This is a genomic window from Geomicrobium sediminis (genome assembly GCF_016908595.1).
Lineage (GTDB): Bacteria > Bacillota > Bacilli > Bacillales > Marinococcaceae > Geomicrobium_A > Geomicrobium_A sediminis.
Map to the genome: position 1 here is coordinate 183311 of NZ_JAFBEC010000006.1, position 15938 is coordinate 199248.

The window sequence follows — 15938 nt, forward strand, 5'->3', positions numbered from 1 at the left end:
GATGAGGGATGCATGTGGAATTAGAGTTGTGGGCGTATATTGTTATTTTTGTTGTCGGTTTTTTTGCAGGGGTTATTAATACGGTTTCAGCAGGTGGCTCATTGTTAACGTTACCGATGTTAATTTTTCTAGGCTTACCGTCTGCAGAAGCGAACGGAACGAATCGTGTCGCAATTGTTGTGCAAAGTCTGAGTGCAGTACTTGCGTTTAAACGAAAAGGAAAGTTGGAGACGAAGGTTAGCTCAATTGTCGCATTGCCAGCAATTATCGGTTCAATCTTTGGAGCGATGGCAGCTGTTTCAATCAGCGATGCATTGTTCCAGCTCATCCTTGCGATCACGATGATCGTCACCATTGTGTTTATCGTCTGGGATCCGTCGAAGCGAGAAGCACCTGGAGTCATGCTTTCGAGTAACCGCAAAGTGTTAGGTATGATTGCTTTCTTTGCAATTGGATTTTATGGCGGGTTTATTCAAGTTGGTGCAGGTTTTTATATCGTTTTAACGGCGATGCTCATTATGCAGTTATCGTTTATTCATGCCAACAGTGTGAAAGTGATGATTACCGGGCTGTACATATTTGTTTCCTTACTCGTATTTGGTATAAACGGAGAAGTGAACTGGTGGTTAGGTCTCGTCCTCGCATTGGGGAATGCGTCAGGGGCGTGGCTGGGAAGCAATATTATTATGTCGAGTCAGTCTAAATGGATTAAATGGATATTGTTCGTGACAGTAATTGTCATGTCAATCCGTCTTATATATGAAGCGTTTGTGTAATGAGAAACAGCGGTGAACCGAGAGGTTATCGCTGTTTTTATGTTTTTAAAGGTTGATTGCGTCTTATGAATAAAAATCAAAGTTTACCTCAAACTAAATGTAGTCTGTATGCATATAGATAGTGTTTAGAGAGGAGGGCGCGGATGGGCCGTTATGAACGTTTGCGTGAAGGCGAGCGTGGCGCTTGGGTAAGTATTGCGGCGTATTTAAGTTTAGCCTCTGTAAAGCTGGTAATCGGCTACCTTTTTTTGTCGCAAGCTTTAATTGCTGATGGATTTAATAACGCAGCAGACATTGTCGTCTCTGTTGCTGTGCTCGTTGGACTGCGTATTTCTCAAAAGCCACCCGACCACGATCATCCTTATGGTCACTTTCGTGCTGAAAACATTGCAAGCTTACTTGCGGCCTTTATTATTATGCTCGTTGGCTTTCAAGTGTTGTGGGGAGCAGGGACGTCATTGTTTGGTGAAACGAGGACTGAGTCACCGAGCTTAATTGCTGCTTGGGTGGCCATTGGCGCTGCATTCATTATGTTTTTCGTCTCAATGTATAACACGAAGCTCGCTAATCGTGTCGATAGTCAGGCATTACGGGCAGTTGCGAAAGACAATCGTGTCGATGCTTATGTGAGTGTGGGTGCGTTTGTCGGGATTATTGGGGCTTACTTTCATTTAGGGTGGGTCGATTCGTTAGCGGCGTTGCTCATCGGTCTTGTGATTTGTCGCACGGCCTGGCACATTTTTAAGGATGCTGCCCATTCATTGTCGGATGGATTTGACGAAGAACATTTATCAAATTATCGTGACACTATTGAAGAATTAGACCATGTACAAGGGTTACGGATGCTTCGGGCGAGAAAGCTTGGAAGTGCGGTTCATGCAGAAGTCATCATTGAAGTTGACCCGGATCTGTCTGTAGAAGATAGTCATGAAATTGCTGAACGGGTCGAAACGAATTTAAAAACTGAACATGAGATTGAGCATGCCCACGTGCACATTGAGCCAAAAAAAGAAAAGTAGGGGGTCACAACGTGGATCAGCGCCTTGACGTCGTCGATCAACTTCGCGGGTTTGCACTTTGTGGCTTACCTTTTGTGAATATGATGAGTTTCTTTCAGGGGAAATTTGTGTACACAGATGAACCATTGCATGCTTGGTTGGAACGTTCAGTTATTATTCTAATGGAAGGGCGTTTCATTTCAATCTTTTCATTTTTGTTTGGGTTAAGTGTTTTCCTGTTTTTTGATCGAAAGAAAGCGCTTGGCGATGCGATGTATATAAGGTATGGCAAGCGCTTAAGTATTCTCATATTACTCGGGATGATGCACATGATGATTTATCCAGGGGATGTTTTATTGCTGTATGGCGTATACGGAATCGTTTTACTACCTTGTATGAAGCTACCAAAGCCATTGCTTCTAACCGTAGGAATTCTCGGGAGCGTTTTGGCAACAGTGACAACAGTAAAGTTCCTTTTGCCACTGCCACTCATGATTTTAGGACTGGCAGTTGGAAAGTATCGGGTTTTTGAACGGATTACACAAACGATTCTCTCCCGATTAGTCATTTTTACAGGGGGATTCTCGATTGTTGCTTTCATCTACTTAGAATCCACCGCACCGAGTTTCCCGATTCAGCTTTATGAGCCGTTAGCACATGCTTCATTTGTGGAACGTTCATTTCTCCTTTGGCCAATATTTACGTGCTTGTATGTCGCTCTAATTGTCCGTTTCTCGAGTCATTTACATGTTTTCATTCCACTTGGTAAGATGCCAATTACAAATTATATTGGTCAATCGATCCTTTTATTGTTATGGGTTCCAAATGATTTAATGACGTTTGGGCAAGCTTTTTTAGTAAGTGCGTTGATTGTAGTCATTCAACTCGTAGGTTCTCATACATGGTTACGCTATTTTTCAGTCGGACCTATAGAATGGCTAGTTCGGATCGGAACGAATACAGGGGTGCCAAGAGCATTTTCCTAAAGATGATTCCTCGGAATGGCAAAAAACAAGTTTAAGAATGATCGTAGTATGGGAAGTGTTATTTAAGTACTACATATTTCATTCGTGTACAAATCAACGTAACAAGAAAGGTGGAAAGCTCATCGTTATTTTTCAGAGATGACTTTGAGCAACTTTATGAAAAACAGTAAGTTATCCATAGTCTTTTGGGTATCGCTCGCCATTGCCGGTGTATTCATCCTTTGGGGTGTATTCTTACCAGACAATGTTGAAACGGTACTCGGGTTTATTGATGGATTAATTGCGAACAATTTTGGTTGGGTGTATATTATCGCAACAACGTTGTTTGTGTTACTCGCATTGTTTCTCGTTTTTGGACCTTATGGACGCATTCGCTTAGGAAGGCCTGACGAAAGGCCGGAATACAGTTACTTTACATGGTTTGCTTTTTTATTTACTGCAGGGATGGGTGTAGGACTTGTTTTCTTCGGTATTTCCGAGCCTTTAACACATTTCCACAACCCGCCATCTGTTGATCCAGGCACAATAGCAGCTGCTGAAGAGTCAACAAGATATACACTCTTTCATTGGGGATTTCATCCTTGGGCTACATATGCAATCGTTGCCCTAACTCTTGCTTACTTTAAGTTTCGTCACCAGGCGCCAGCACTTATTAGTTCGGCATTTACACCGTTAATTGGTCACCGTGCACAAGGTGGACTTGGTCACAGCATTGATGTGTTAGCGGTGTTTGCAACGATTTTTGGTATTGCCACATCACTTGGACTCGGTGCAACGCAAATTACAGCGGGGTTAAGTTATACATTTGATGGAATTACAAATAGTACAATGACGACGATGATTGTTATCGCAGTCGTTACGGTTATCTTCATTCTTTCAGCCTCAACAGGGGTTGATAAAGGTATCCGTTACTTGAGTTGGATGAACATCGTTGTTGCAATCGCATTGATGATCTTAGTTTTCATCTTAGGATCATCGATACAAATGATCGAATCATTTACAACTACGCTTGGTAGCTATATCCAGAGCATCCCAAGTATGACGCTTGGAATGAACGCTTTCGAAGGTGAGCGTGAGTTCTTAAATGACTGGACATTGTTCTACTGGGCTTGGTGGATCGGCTGGTCTCCTTTTGTAGGTACGTTTATTGCACGAGTTTCAAGAGGGCGTACCATTCGAGAATTTGTCATTGGTGTAACAGCAGTTCCAGTATTGTTTAGTGCTGTATGGTTCTCGATCTTTGGTATCGCAGGTATTGAGATGGACAATGCATTAAATGGTGGACTATATGAAATTGTGAGCGAACAAGGAAACGAAGTAGCACTGTTTGCATTCTTAGAACAATATCCTTGGAGTCCAGTTATTATGGGTATTGCTATCTTATTGATTTCTTCATTCTTTATCACGTCAGCGGATGCCGCGACATTTGTTTTAGGGATGTTAACGACAGGTGGTCGTTTGAACCCTCAAGTGAAGATCAAAGTTATCTGGGGTGTTATTCTTTCTGCAACAGCAGCGGCACTATTGTTATCAGGCGGACTTCAAGCGTTAGAAATGGCCATGTTGATCGCCGCATTCCCGTTCACCTTTGTCGTATTGCTGATGGCAATTTCTTTACTCAAAGCGTTAAGTGGTGAGTACGATATTCTCAGGCTAGAAAGCAAGCATAAAGAATACGAACCAACCTTCTTAGAAGAATCTAAAGAAGAACTTAAAGAGAAACGTGAAGAATTTGAACAGACAATGCCAGAAGAATTAATTGACGAGAGTGATGAAGAAACCAATAATAATCAAGATGATACGAAATAAACAAATCCGCTGAGATTTTTCTCAGCGGATTTTTTGTAACATTTTATGGAAAGTGGCGACTATAGGTAGTGAGAGCGAAATGAAGGAGAAAGACATGAACAAGAAATTAGCCATTATTTCATTGATTGTTGCTCTAGTCATTAGTTTAAGTATTGAAAGTAACAATACGAGCATGCAATTCCATGAACCACAAGAAAAAATTGAATTGCAAAAGTCACTTGAGTCGTAAAGATTTCTGAAAATATCCATTGCTTTCTATATTATCCTTCACTATGCTAGAGTAAAGGATAAACAAAGGTGGAGCGGATCATCATGAAATTACAATGTGTGGATTGTCACAAAGAGTACGCAATGGAACAGTTCCAATACCAATGTGAATGTGGTGGATTGTTTGACATTGTGCACAATTTTAAACAAGTCGATACGGAGCAGTTAAAGCAAACGTTCAATGAACGGTTATCAGAGCGAATGACACCTTATGCTAGTGGTGTTTGGCGATATAAAGAGCTGATTTTCCCTGAGTTAGCCGAAGAACATATGGTCACGAAGTATGAGGGCAATACAGGTCTCTATAACGTTCAATCGGTTAAAGATTATGTCGGTTTGAACCAGCCTGTTTACTTAAAAGCTCAAAGTGAGAACCCAAGTGGCTCGTTTAAAGATAATGGGATGGCTGTTGCGGTTTCCCACGGGAAGTCACTTGGCTATGACAAATTTACGTGTACATCTACTGGGAATACGTCATCGTCACTCGCAATGTATAGTTCAATGGCCGGTTCCAAATCATTCGTGTTTGTTCCTAACAAGAACATTTCAATGAATAAAGTGATGCAGACGCTAGCATACGGCGCGAAAGTGTTTAGTACAGAAGGAAAGTATGATGAGGGCATCAACTTCTTACAAGCGCATAGTGAGGAGTTAGGGTTGTATGTATGTAACTCGATTAACCCTTTCCGAATTGAAGGCCAGAAGAGTATTATTTTTGAAATCGCACAGTATTTAAATTGGCAGTTGCCAGACTGGATTGTCGTTCCTGGTGGGGCGCTTTCTAACAGTACTGCACTCGGAAAAGGATTAAAAGATCTCTATGACCTCGGGTTTATTGACAGGTTGCCGCGTGTTGCGATTGTACAAGCAGAAGGAGCAAGTCCGTTTCATAAGATGATGGACCAAAAAGCGGAGCAGTTTGTTCCAGAGATCGATCCGAACACGGTTGCAAGTGCGTTAAATATCGGAAACCCACCGAGCTGGAAGAAAGCGAAGAACGTCTTACATGCAACAGACGGAGTTACCGTTGCAGTTACGGATGAAGAGATTCTTGATGCAAAAGCGGTGATTGATCAAAGTGGGGTTGGATGTGAACCTGCATCTGCGGCTACAGTTGCAGGGTTAAAGCAACTCGTAGACCGACAAATCGTTGACCGTGATGAAACGGCACTTTGTGTGTTAACGGGTAATATCTTAAAGGACACGTCAGCGTTGCAACAGTATCACACAGGGGATTATCAATTTAGTAATCAGATCATCAATACAGAATTAACCTATAAGAATATCCAGAAACAATTGTAATTAAACAGCCGGTTTTGCCTTATGCAAAACCGGCTGTTCTTATAGTAGTGGAGAGATTAATCGTGCGATGTTTTCTTTAACTCGAATCCATTTGGATCGTTGTTCATACTCTTCAAGCGTTAATTCATGACAATCGACGAGGTCATTTTGAAACGTTTCTCGCATTTTCTCTGCCATCTCCTCGTCATACATGAACGTATTCACTTCAAAGTTCAGGCTAACACTTCGAACGTCCATGTTCGTTGTGCCGAGTGTGCTAATCCGGTCATCAACGACCATCGTTTTTGCGTGAAGAAACCCTTTATCGTAAATATAAATCGTTGCACCAAGGCGGAGAAGCTCACCGATATAAAAGTACGTTGCCCAGTAGATAAACGGATGGTCAGGCTTGTTTGGAATCATGATTCGAACGTCGATGCCACTCATAATCGCAACTCGTAGGTTATCCAATAATCCAAAGTCAGGAATAAAGTATGGAGTCTGAATGTAAATGTAACGTTTCGCCTGTTGGATCATTTGAATAAAGCCGTTTTTCACTTGGTCCGTCTCAAAGCCCGGCCCGCTTGCGACGATTTGCATTGGCACGCCGCCTTTTAAGGATGAAGAGACTGGAACTTCATAATTCGCAAATTCAGGGGCAGGTTCTTTTTGACCTTTATTCCAGTCAGAAATAAATTGGTCGTGCAAATGATGAACAGCACTTCCTGTAAGTCTTAAATGCGAGTCGCGCCAGAAGCCGAGCCCGCGATCGTCAGTGTTATACTTGTCACCAATATTAAATCCTCCGATATAAGCAACAGAGCCATCAATAATTGCAAGCTTCCGGTGATTGCGATGATTTAAGCTGCCGTACGTGAACATTGAACGTGGTGGGAAGAATACGCGAGACTTGCCACCAGCGTTTAAGTAATCTTTCAAGAACCGATTTGACATTTTCCACGAGCCGAGTCCGTCATACAACAACATCACTTGCACGCCTTCTTTTGCTTTTTCGGTGAGCAACTGAACAAAGGCTGATCCAAGTTCATCGGTATTAATGGAGAAGTATTGCACATGAACATAATCGGTTGCTTCGCGAATGTCGTTGAACAGTGATTCGAACTTCTGGTCACCGTCTGTTAACAAGTCTACGGACTGTGCATACGTCAGTGGCGCATGACTGTGGTGAATGTGCATATAAATGAGACTTTCTAATCCATCCATGCTTGGTGAATTCCGGTACAGTGTCTCTTCTTGAATCTCTTCACGTTGATGGAGAAGAAGTGCATTCGTTTTGAAAAGTGAGTCTTCGTTCCATGAGCTGTTCCGAAGTTCACGACCGAAAACAAAATAAATGATTAGCCCGATCACTGGCACGAAAAAAAGGACCATTAACCAGGCCCAAGTTGCTTGTGCACTCTTTTGTTCACGAAATATGATTATGATACCGAAGAAGATGTTTACGATTAAAATCCCCAAAAAAATCGTTGCGGGCCATGACATGTCTACGTCCCCCTAGTGACTAGTAATACTGTCATTCCCTTCATTTGTATGTGTTAACCCTCATTCTAGTTGAAAGGAAGGGGAATAATGGAAAATAAACGTCATTTGCTTTTATTTTTACATGGTGGCGGTACGAGCTCGTGGATGTGGAACGAACAAGTGAAGTTTTTTGAACAAGACTATGCGGTGTGGACACCAGAGCTTCCTGGACACGGGATGAATGAGGAGAAGTATTTTTCGATTGATGAGACTGTCGATCAATTAATAAGGGAGCTAGACACAGTTTCCTTTGAACAGATCAGTGTGATTGGCTTTTCACTCGGGGCACAAGTGGCATTGTCCTTAGTGAGCAGACAACCTGAACGGTTTGAGCGTGTTGTATTAGTCAGTATGTTGGCATCCCCGCTTCCTTTTCCGACGTTCATAGCAAAAACGACTGCCATGATGCATCCACTAAGTAGAAATCGAACCTTTGCAAAAATCCAAGCAAAGCAACTGGAAGTCCCAAGTTCGGATTTTGAGCGTTATTTCAACGATACGCAATCAATCACTAAATCACTACTTGAAAACATCATCTATGAGAATAGTCGATTTAAGCTTCCGGTGAACGTGCACGAACTACCGTTTCCGATCCTCGTGATGGCAGGGGCGAAAGAAAACAGATTGATAAAGAAAACAATGGCGCAGATTTCGAATGAAAATGAGCACGTAAAGACGATGATGATCGATGGGGCAGGACATAGTTTGCCGTATTCGCATGCTTCTTTATTCAATGAAACCGTTCATCGCTTCCTCAGTCAATGAAACGAGTTGGAAACGGACAGAAGGTTCATGAATTGTTCAGATGATCTACAGATGTTCTCCATATTCTTCGTGTACACTATAAGTAATCGCTTTGAAGGAGTGGTTCATGTGAAGATCGTAACTGTTAGCTTTTTAACCTCTTATTTAGCATTGAGTTCGGTAACGCCGAATCAATATGAAGAGGGAACACATACGGCAACAGAATCAAATGCTCCCGAAGGAATTGTTGAAACAATCGATGAGTCAGGTAAGGTAATCGACTCGAAAGAAGTATCCGATACGGTTCAACGTGTTAATTTAGATTCATTGTTATTATGACCGGCATCTGCCGGTCATTTTACGTTGATTAGAGTCGAACTATGGTAGACTAGACTAAAGAAAACATTAAGGTGGTGCAGGCAAGTGACTGTGGATTTTTTTGAAAATATCGATAAAAGAATTGCCGGTACAATTATTGACGAATTAAATATTGAGTTTATTGAGACGGATCCGGATCGACTCGTCTTGAAAATGCCAATTACTCCGAAAACCCATCAACCTGCAGGAATTTTACATGGTGGTGTTTCAGTCGTCCTCGCTGAAACGGCAGCTTCAGTTGGAACTGCGATTAACATCGATTTATCTAAAAAAGTGGCAGTCGGCTTAGAGATTAATGCGAACCACGTTCGAAGCAAGAGAGAGGGTCACGTTTTTGCAGTCGCAGTGCCGGTACATAAAGGAAGAACGACGATGATTTGGGAGATTAAAATCGTTGATGAAGAGGACAAGTTAATCTGTACATCTCGCTGTACGATGGCGATTATTGATCAGAAACAGTAAAGTGGTGTACACTAAAGCAATTGAACAATTTTGAGTGTTCGCTTGTGATAAAAGTCACAACTGGACAACTCTGGAAATGCATCTTGGAGGAACACTATGTGGAAAGAATTTAAAGCATTCATTGCACAAGGAAACGTACTAGATCTCGCAGTTGCAGTCGTCATAGGTGCTGCCTTTCAACAGATTGTCAGTTCGCTTGTTGATCACATTATTATGCCATTCGTCGGTGTGATCCTCGGTGGTGTTGACTTTTCGAGTCTCGTCTTCCAGTTTGGTGATGCCCAAGTAGAATACGGCATGTTTATTCAAGCGATCGTCGACTTTCTAATTATCGCTTTAGCCATATTCATTTTCGTGAAAGTTGCGAACAAGCTCATTAAACGAAGAGCTGAAGCGGAAGAAGCTGAGGAAGAAATGGAAGAAGAGCCACCAGCAAGTGAAGTGTATCTAAAAGAAATTCGCGATCTACTATCGAAGCAACAAGAGTCACAACCAAATGACGATAAAGAATAGTACGGAAAGAAAACAAGCCTTGCTTCATTGAAGCGAGGCTTGTTTTTTTATGTTAATACTATGGAAGTTAATATAACAACAATATAGAAACTATTAAGAATATTATAGTATTGTTAACCGTACTAGATTAACGCTTTGAAGGAGGAAATGATGAAAAAATATAAATGGGGGATCGCCTTATTCTCGTCTGCATTTATCCTAAGTGCATGTGCTGCTGGAGATGAAGCGGCGGATACAGGTTTTGGAGAAGCGAGTGCAGGCGAGGACGAACAGTCCGATTCAGAAGAGAATAGTGAAGAAGTTGTCGTGGATGAGGATTCAATTCCAGTTGGATTGCTTCATTCATTAAGTGGAACGATGGCAATAAGTGAGACATCTGTCAGAGATGCGGTCATGTTAGCGATCGATGAAATTAATGAAGATGGTGGTGTTTTAGGGAAAGAAATTGTTCCAATCGTTGAAGACGGTGCTTCCGATGAGCCGGTCTTTTCTGAGCGAGCGTCTAAACTCTTACAACAAGATGATGTTGCTGCAATCTTCGGTACGTGGACGTCTGCAAGTCGACAAGCCGTATTGCCAGTTGTAGAAGAACATAACGGACTGTTGTTCTACCCTGTGCAATATGAAGGAATGGAGTCTTCACCAAATATATTTTATAACGGTGCCGCACCGAACCAACAAATTGTTCCGGCTGTAGAATGGTTGTTTGATAACGTTGGTGATTCTTTCTTTTTATTAGGTTCTGATTATGTGTTCCCGAGAACTGCAAATCAAATTATCCAAGCACAATTAGATGATCTAGGTGGTGAAGTCGTAAGAGAAGAATACACACCGATGGGTCATACCGATTACAACACGATTATTTCACACATCAGAGACACAGAGCCAGACGTTATCTTTAATACATTAAATGGGGATAGCAACGTAGCATTTTTCAATCAGCTTGCTGATGCAGGGATTACTTCCGATGACGTAACCGTGCTCTCTGTAAGTGTAGCGGAAGAAGAGATTCGAGGAATCGGAGCTGAAGTGTTAGAAGGACATTACGCGAGTTGGAATTATTATCAGACGACCGATACCCCTGAAAACGACACGTTTGTGTCGAACTTCAAAGAAGCTTACGGTGAAGACCGTGTAACGGGCGACCCAATTGAGGCTGCTTATTTTATGGTTTACTTGTGGGCACAAGCAGTTGAAGAAGCTGGCACAACAGAAACAGATGCGGTTAGGGAAGCGGCATCAGGCATAACGTTTGATGCACCAAACGGACCCGTTGAGATTGATGGGGATAACCAGCATGTATACAAAACGGTCCGAATTGGAGAAGTACAAGGCGATGGGCAGTTTGAAGAAGTTTGGAATTCTGGAGAACCGGTCAAACCAGATCCTTATTTAGAGACATACGACTGGGCAGAAGCCATTCAATAAGCGCGAAGGGAGGTAATCCCTTCGTCTCTTTTAATCGACAGAAAGGCGTGCATGTTATGAGTAGCGTTGCAATGCAAATTTTTAATGGAATAAGCCTTGGGTCTGTTCTATTACTCGTTGCTATGGGTCTTGCAATTACGTTTGGTTTAATGCGAGTCATCAACATGGCTCATGGTGATTTGATTATGATTGGAGCTTATGTGACGTATTTGATGCAAGTCATTTTTGTGCAGTACATACCAGAGCAGTTCTTTGATTGGTATTTTATCCTCGCGATCCCAGCTGCATTTATTATCGTTGCTGGAATTGGAATGTTACTTGAATTTACCGTGATTCGACATTTATACGGGAGGCCACTTGATAGTTTATTGGCAACGTTTGGTGCAGGTCTTATCTTGCAGCAATTGATTCGGACGATCTTTGGTGCGCCAAATGTTGGTGTTCAAAGTCCGAGCTTTTTACAAGGCAGCTTAGAGATCTTTGGTTTGTATTTGCCGTTTAGCCGTTTGTTTATGATCGGACTTGTCATCGTCTGCCTTGGTGGTCTATTCATCTACTTGTATCGAACGAGGCAAGGACGTCGTGTGCGTGCAGTCATGCAAAATCGTGAAATGGCAACGTGTGTTGGTATTTCTTCGAGGAAAGTGGATTCATTAACGTTCGCAATGGGAGCGGGGTTTGCTGGAGTGGCTGGTTGCACGTTGACATTAATCGGTCCGATTGGACCGACGATCGGCTTAAATTATATTGTCGATGCGTTTATGGTTGTCGTTGTCGGCGGTGTAGGAGCATTAACGGGTACGGTGATTGGTGCGCTTGGCATCGGTGTTTTTAATACATTTTTTGAATACTGGACAAATGCATCAATGGGGAAAGTGTTGATCTTCGCGCTGATTATTGCATTTTTGCAATGGCGACCATCTGGGCTCTTTTCCATGAAAACAAGATCTTTGGATTAGAGCGGAAAGGAAACTTAAATGTCGTATTTATATTCCAAAAAGACGTTAGTCATTTTAGGATTTGTGATTTTGCTCATCATGCCATTTGTGCTCGCTCCATTTAATTTAAATCTGCTCGGACGCTTTTTGGCTTATGCGATTTTGGCGTTAGGGATTGGCGTTCTTTGGGGCTATGCGGGCATTTTAAGTCTAGGTCACGGTATTTTCTTTGGTTTTGGTGCTTATGCAATGGCGATGTACTTAACCCTTCAAAGTGGTGGGATGCCAGATTTCATGGGATGGAATGGGATCACGGAATTGCCTTGGTTTTGGGCGATCTTTTCAAACCCGATCGTCGCAATCGTTTTAGCTATTGCGGTGCCGATGTTGTTTGCAGGTATTCTCGGTTTTTTCACATTTAGAAATCGAATTACCGGTGTTTACTTTACAATCTTGACGCAAGCACTCGTCATCGTCGTTACAACGCTTATTATTAGCCAACAACAATACACTGGCGGGACGAATGGGATTACCGGGTTTGATACGATTTTCGGGTATTCGTTGAATTCAGTTACGACCCAACAAATGATCTATTGGACGACCGTCATTTTTCTAGGCCTTGTTTTTCTAATCTGCTACAAGCTTGTGAACAGTCGATTCGGGAAAGTATTGATTGCGATCCGAGATGGGGAGAATCGTACCCGCTTTCTTGGGTATAATACGTCCATTTACCAGGTAATTGTGTATAGCTTTTCAGCGGGTGTCGCAGGTCTTGCTGGTATGCTGTTTGTGTTACAAGTAGGAATTATCACGCCGTCGATGATGGGGATTGTCCCGTCGATTGAGATGGTGCTGTGGGTTGCCATTGGAGGACGCGGTACATTAATTGGTCCTGTTATTGGCGCATTGCTTACAAACGGTGCGAGCACTTGGTTCAGTCAAACCTATCCGGACGCTTGGTTGTTTTTTATCGGTCTTGTATTCGTCTTAGTCGTTGTCTTTATGCCAAAAGGGATCATGGGAATTATTTCGACAATCCAAGCACGTAGGAGGGCGAAGAAATATGGAAAAGATCGAAAAGAAGAAGCAAAGCTCTACAACAGTTCTTCAATCTGAGAAGTTAATCGTGCAATTTGGAGGATTAAAAGCCATCAATGAATTCAGCTTTCAATTAAGTGATCGTGAACTACATTTTATTATCGGACCAAATGGGGCAGGGAAAACGACCTTTCTAGATGTGTTGTGCGGAAAAACGAAACCGACGTCTGGCAACGTGTTGTTCAAGGAGTCCATTGAGTTAGGCAAGTTGTATGAATATCAAATTGTTCGAAAAGGGGTCGGGCGGAAGTTCCAGGCCCCATCAATATTTCCATCATTGTCAGTGATGTCCAACTTAGAAATTGCCATGAAGCAGCAAAAAGGGTTTTGGCATATTCTTCGTGCCAAGTTGTCAGAAGGAGACAAAGAGCATATTCACGAAATGTTAACACTCATTGGACTTAAAGAAGAGAGCAACCGCACCGCAGGAACGCTTGCCCACGGTCAAAAGCAATGGCTAGAAATTGCGATGGTCTTAATGCAAGACCCTGAATTAGTTTTATTGGATGAGCCAATTGCAGGGATGACTGAGGAAGAGGAAGAGAAGACAGGAGAACTTTTAAGAACAATTGCAAAAGATCGGGCAGTAATTGTCGTAGAGCATGACATGGACTTTGTAAGAAAGTTTGCAGATAAGGTTACGGTTATGCACGAAGGCACGTGGTTATGCGACGGTTCAATGGAGGAAGTACAGCAGAATGAACGGGTTTTAGAAGTGTACTTAGGTCGGAGGTGAACCTCAATGCTTGAACTGAATCGTATTGAAGCAGGATATGGTGAAAGTGCAGTTCTTAGAGACGTAAGTTTGACGATTCCAAAAGGAAAGCTCGTCTGTTTGCTCGGAAGAAACGGAGTGGGAAAATCAACCTTACTTAAAACATTAATGGGATTGATTAAAGTAAATCATGGTCACATCGATTACCAGAGCCACAACATTAATGATAAATCTCCAACGTGGCGTTCGCGTAAAGGGATTGGCTACATCCCCCAAGGCAGAGAAATCTTTTCGACACTAACGGTCCATGAGAATTTGCAGCTCGGCTTAGAAGCACGGCAAGACCAGAAGAAGAACATTGAACCAGGTCACCAGGTTTATGATTACTTTCCAATACTAAAAGATATGCAAAATCGAAAAGGCGGCGATTTAAGTGGGGGTCAGCAGCAACAATTGGCAATTGCTCGCACGTTAGTTGCAGATCCAGACGTGATCTTACTTGATGAACCGACAGAAGGAATTCAACCGAACATTGTCCAAGATATTCAAGATGTCATTAAAGATTTAAAACAAACCAATGAAAAGACGATGTTGCTCGTCGAACAGAGCTTCGATTTTGCAAGTGAAGTTGCAGATTACTTTTATGTGATGGACCGTGGACGCATCGTATATGAAGGTGAAAGAGAAGAGCTAACAGAAGAGAATATGAGAGGGTATTTGAGTATTTAAGTCCGTGGAAGAAGAGCCGATATTCGTGTCAGCTCTTCTTTTTATCGTTAGTTTGCTGGTGATTTACTTGTTCGTAGTATTCGCTGTAAGAGAAAGATCGGGAGAATGGCGAATATCGCAAAAATCACCCAATAAATAGAGAGCAATTGAAGCGAATGTAACCATTCGTAGAGGCTACCCCCGACAATATTTCCAAGTGCGCCACCAATAGCCATGGCTAAATTCGAAAAACCAATATACAAAGCAAATCGTTCTGCAGGAGCTTGGCTAACGGTATAGGAATAGAATGTTGGTTGAATGAGCATGACACCGAGTGCGATTCCGATTAATGAGGCGATGACGGTAATCACATGTAAATGAAAGAAAAGCGGTATAAAGCCTAATGCCATGGCTAAGTAGCCCCATTGAATAGAACGAACCATGCTTAAGCGCTCAGACAGACGAGTGACCGTCATTTGACAGGCAACGACAAGCAACGTTAGAACGGTAAAGATCCATCCCCCTGAACCGGTTAACGTGAATCCAATCAAAGGGTAGACGAGGAAAAGTTGTTGATAAATAAAGTGAAAAGGGATTAAAGCAACCACAACGAGGAGAAAGGAGCGGTTGTGGATAATTTCAGTTAAACCAAGAATAAGAGAAGGTTTGGTTGTGGATTGAATGGACCGAATCGGGACTAAAAAAATCCAGAAACTCATCAACGCAAACGATAGACCAGTAATTACACTAAGTAGCGGGAATTGAGTGACTGAAAACAAGGTGCCAAACAAAGGACCAATAATCGTTCCAGCATTTGCACTAATGTTGGAATAAGCAAATAAGGTCTTATGTTCAGATTTCGGTTGATTTGAGACGAGCACGGCTTTTAATGAAGGACTAAAGAACGTCCCTCCGATGCCTCCAATGATTGCCATAACAATGAGGGCAATGGGGGTCTCAACAAGACCTAAACCGGCAAAGCCAACACCCCGACATAAAAAGCCAATCATCATCATTTTTTTATGGCCGTACTTATCCCCAAAGTATCCACCAATGAGCATAACTCCTTGTTGACTTACCAATCGAACAGCAAGAATAACACCGGCAAAAAGCAAGGAGTAGCCAAGTTCGCCAGTTAAGTAGAGTGAAATGAACGGAACAAACATAAAAAACGTAAACGTGACAAAAAATTCAATTGCCAAAAGGGCAAAAACAAAAGGTCCGTAGGTTTTCCAAATCGTCCAAGGCATACGATGGTCACTTCTTTCTCGTTCGTTACCTCAATCGTACGACTT

The 15938-nt window shown here is 42.3% G+C and carries 17 protein-coding genes; 15 read left to right on the forward strand and 2 right to left on the reverse strand.

Going from position 1 to position 15938, the window contains the following annotated elements:
- The first annotated feature begins 14 nt into the window (after positions 1–14).
- The 6 genes from JOD17_RS11470 to thrC all read left to right on the forward strand — a co-directional run bounded on the left by JOD17_RS11470 (position 15) and on the right by thrC (position 6138).
- The gene (locus JOD17_RS11470; protein ID WP_204697869.1) at positions 15–776 is read left to right on the forward strand and encodes a TSUP family transporter; all 762 of its coding nucleotides are present in this window, start codon (positions 15–17) and stop codon (positions 774–776) included.
- 143 nt (positions 777–919) lie between these two features.
- Entirely contained in the window at positions 920–1795 is an 876-nt protein-coding gene (locus JOD17_RS11475) for a cation diffusion facilitator family transporter (RefSeq protein ID WP_204697871.1), read from the forward strand.
- An 11-nt stretch (positions 1796–1806) separates the two neighbouring features.
- On the forward strand, positions 1807–2760 hold the full coding sequence (locus tag JOD17_RS21720; RefSeq protein ID WP_204697872.1) for a DUF418 domain-containing protein: 954 nt from the start codon (positions 1807–1809) through the stop codon (positions 2758–2760).
- A gap of 156 nt (positions 2761–2916) precedes the next feature.
- On the forward strand, positions 2917–4569 hold the full coding sequence (locus tag JOD17_RS11485; protein ID WP_204697873.1) for a BCCT family transporter: 1653 nt from the start codon (positions 2917–2919) through the stop codon (positions 4567–4569).
- A gap of 94 nt (positions 4570–4663) precedes the next feature.
- Positions 4664–4798, forward strand: a complete 135-nt coding sequence (locus JOD17_RS21550; RefSeq protein ID WP_275581785.1) for a hypothetical protein — start codon at positions 4664–4666, stop codon at positions 4796–4798.
- A gap of 83 nt (positions 4799–4881) precedes the next feature.
- Positions 4882–6138 (forward strand): threonine synthase, encoded by a 1257-nt coding sequence (gene thrC / locus JOD17_RS11490; protein WP_204697874.1) that lies wholly within the window; start codon positions 4882–4884, stop codon positions 6136–6138.
- 39 nt (positions 6139–6177) lie between these two features.
- Here thrC and cls read toward each other — a convergent pair whose 3' ends face one another.
- Positions 6178–7620 (reverse strand): cardiolipin synthase, encoded by a 1443-nt coding sequence (cls, locus tag JOD17_RS11495; RefSeq protein WP_204697875.1) that lies wholly within the window; start codon positions 7618–7620, stop codon positions 6178–6180.
- A gap of 87 nt (positions 7621–7707) precedes the next feature.
- Between cls and JOD17_RS11500 the strand changes: the two genes are divergently transcribed.
- From JOD17_RS11500 to urtE, 9 genes are all read left to right on the forward strand, one after another.
- The gene (locus JOD17_RS11500) at positions 7708–8424 is read left to right on the forward strand and encodes an alpha/beta fold hydrolase (protein ID WP_204697876.1); all 717 of its coding nucleotides are present in this window, start codon (positions 7708–7710) and stop codon (positions 8422–8424) included.
- Between the two features lie 108 nt (positions 8425–8532).
- Complete coding sequence (locus JOD17_RS11505) at positions 8533–8742, forward strand: hypothetical protein (RefSeq protein ID WP_042418037.1); 210 nt, start codon at positions 8533–8535, stop codon at positions 8740–8742.
- 84 nt (positions 8743–8826) lie between these two features.
- A complete protein-coding gene (locus JOD17_RS11510) occupies positions 8827–9243 on the forward strand; it encodes a hotdog fold thioesterase (RefSeq protein WP_420827938.1) in 417 nt (138 codons plus the stop codon).
- A 96-nt stretch (positions 9244–9339) separates the two neighbouring features.
- Positions 9340–9756, forward strand: a complete 417-nt coding sequence (gene mscL, locus JOD17_RS11515) for a large conductance mechanosensitive channel protein MscL (RefSeq protein ID WP_204697877.1) — start codon at positions 9340–9342, stop codon at positions 9754–9756.
- A gap of 150 nt (positions 9757–9906) precedes the next feature.
- Complete coding sequence (gene urtA, locus JOD17_RS11520) at positions 9907–11184, forward strand: urea ABC transporter substrate-binding protein (protein ID WP_204697878.1); 1278 nt, start codon at positions 9907–9909, stop codon at positions 11182–11184.
- A gap of 56 nt (positions 11185–11240) precedes the next feature.
- A complete protein-coding gene (gene urtB / locus JOD17_RS11525; protein ID WP_042418044.1) occupies positions 11241–12143 on the forward strand; it encodes an urea ABC transporter permease subunit UrtB in 903 nt (300 codons plus the stop codon).
- Positions 12144–12161: 18 nt separating this feature from the next.
- A complete protein-coding gene (urtC, locus tag JOD17_RS11530) occupies positions 12162–13238 on the forward strand; it encodes an urea ABC transporter permease subunit UrtC (protein ID WP_204697879.1) in 1077 nt (358 codons plus the stop codon).
- The gene (gene urtD, locus JOD17_RS11535; protein WP_204697881.1) at positions 13186–13956 is read left to right on the forward strand and encodes an urea ABC transporter ATP-binding protein UrtD; all 771 of its coding nucleotides are present in this window, start codon (positions 13186–13188) and stop codon (positions 13954–13956) included. Before urtC ends, urtD begins: the two co-directional genes overlap by 53 nt.
- Before the next feature lie 6 nt (positions 13957–13962).
- On the forward strand, positions 13963–14664 hold the full coding sequence (gene urtE, locus JOD17_RS11540; RefSeq protein ID WP_204697883.1) for an urea ABC transporter ATP-binding subunit UrtE: 702 nt from the start codon (positions 13963–13965) through the stop codon (positions 14662–14664).
- A gap of 47 nt (positions 14665–14711) precedes the next feature.
- On the opposite strand, the gene JOD17_RS11545 is transcribed toward urtE, so the two are convergent.
- Positions 14712–15893, reverse strand: coding sequence for an MFS transporter (locus JOD17_RS11545; protein WP_204697885.1), 1182 nt, complete (start codon positions 15891–15893; stop codon positions 14712–14714).
- Positions 15894–15938: the final 45 nt, after the last annotated feature.

Bases quoted from the DNA above. Each gene is read 5' to 3' on its own strand.
- JOD17_RS11475 (WP_204697871.1), top strand. From the start codon at position 920: ATGGGCCGTTATGAACGTTTGCGTGAAGGCGAGCGTGGCGCTTGGGTA.
- JOD17_RS11485 (WP_204697873.1), top strand. From the start codon at position 2,917: ATGAAAAACAGTAAGTTATCCATAGTCTTTTGGGTATCGCTCGCCATT.
- JOD17_RS21550 (WP_275581785.1), top strand. From the start codon at position 4,664: ATGAACAAGAAATTAGCCATTATTTCATTGATTGTTGCTCTAGTCATT.
- thrC (WP_204697874.1), top strand. From the start codon at position 4,882: ATGAAATTACAATGTGTGGATTGTCACAAAGAGTACGCAATGGAACAG.
- cls (WP_204697875.1), bottom strand. From the start codon at position 7,620: ATGTCATGGCCCGCAACGATTTTTTTGGGGATTTTAATCGTAAACATC.
- JOD17_RS11500 (WP_204697876.1), top strand. From the start codon at position 7,708: ATGGAAAATAAACGTCATTTGCTTTTATTTTTACATGGTGGCGGTACG.
- mscL (WP_204697877.1), top strand. From the start codon at position 9,340: ATGTGGAAAGAATTTAAAGCATTCATTGCACAAGGAAACGTACTAGAT.
- urtA (WP_204697878.1), top strand. From the start codon at position 9,907: ATGAAAAAATATAAATGGGGGATCGCCTTATTCTCGTCTGCATTTATC.
- urtB (WP_042418044.1), top strand. From the start codon at position 11,241: ATGAGTAGCGTTGCAATGCAAATTTTTAATGGAATAAGCCTTGGGTCT.
- urtC (WP_204697879.1), top strand. From the start codon at position 12,162: ATGTCGTATTTATATTCCAAAAAGACGTTAGTCATTTTAGGATTTGTG.
- urtD (WP_204697881.1), top strand. From the start codon at position 13,186: ATGGAAAAGATCGAAAAGAAGAAGCAAAGCTCTACAACAGTTCTTCAA.
- urtE (WP_204697883.1), top strand. From the start codon at position 13,963: ATGCTTGAACTGAATCGTATTGAAGCAGGATATGGTGAAAGTGCAGTT.
- JOD17_RS11545 (WP_204697885.1), bottom strand. From the start codon at position 15,893: ATGCCTTGGACGATTTGGAAAACCTACGGACCTTTTGTTTTTGCCCTT.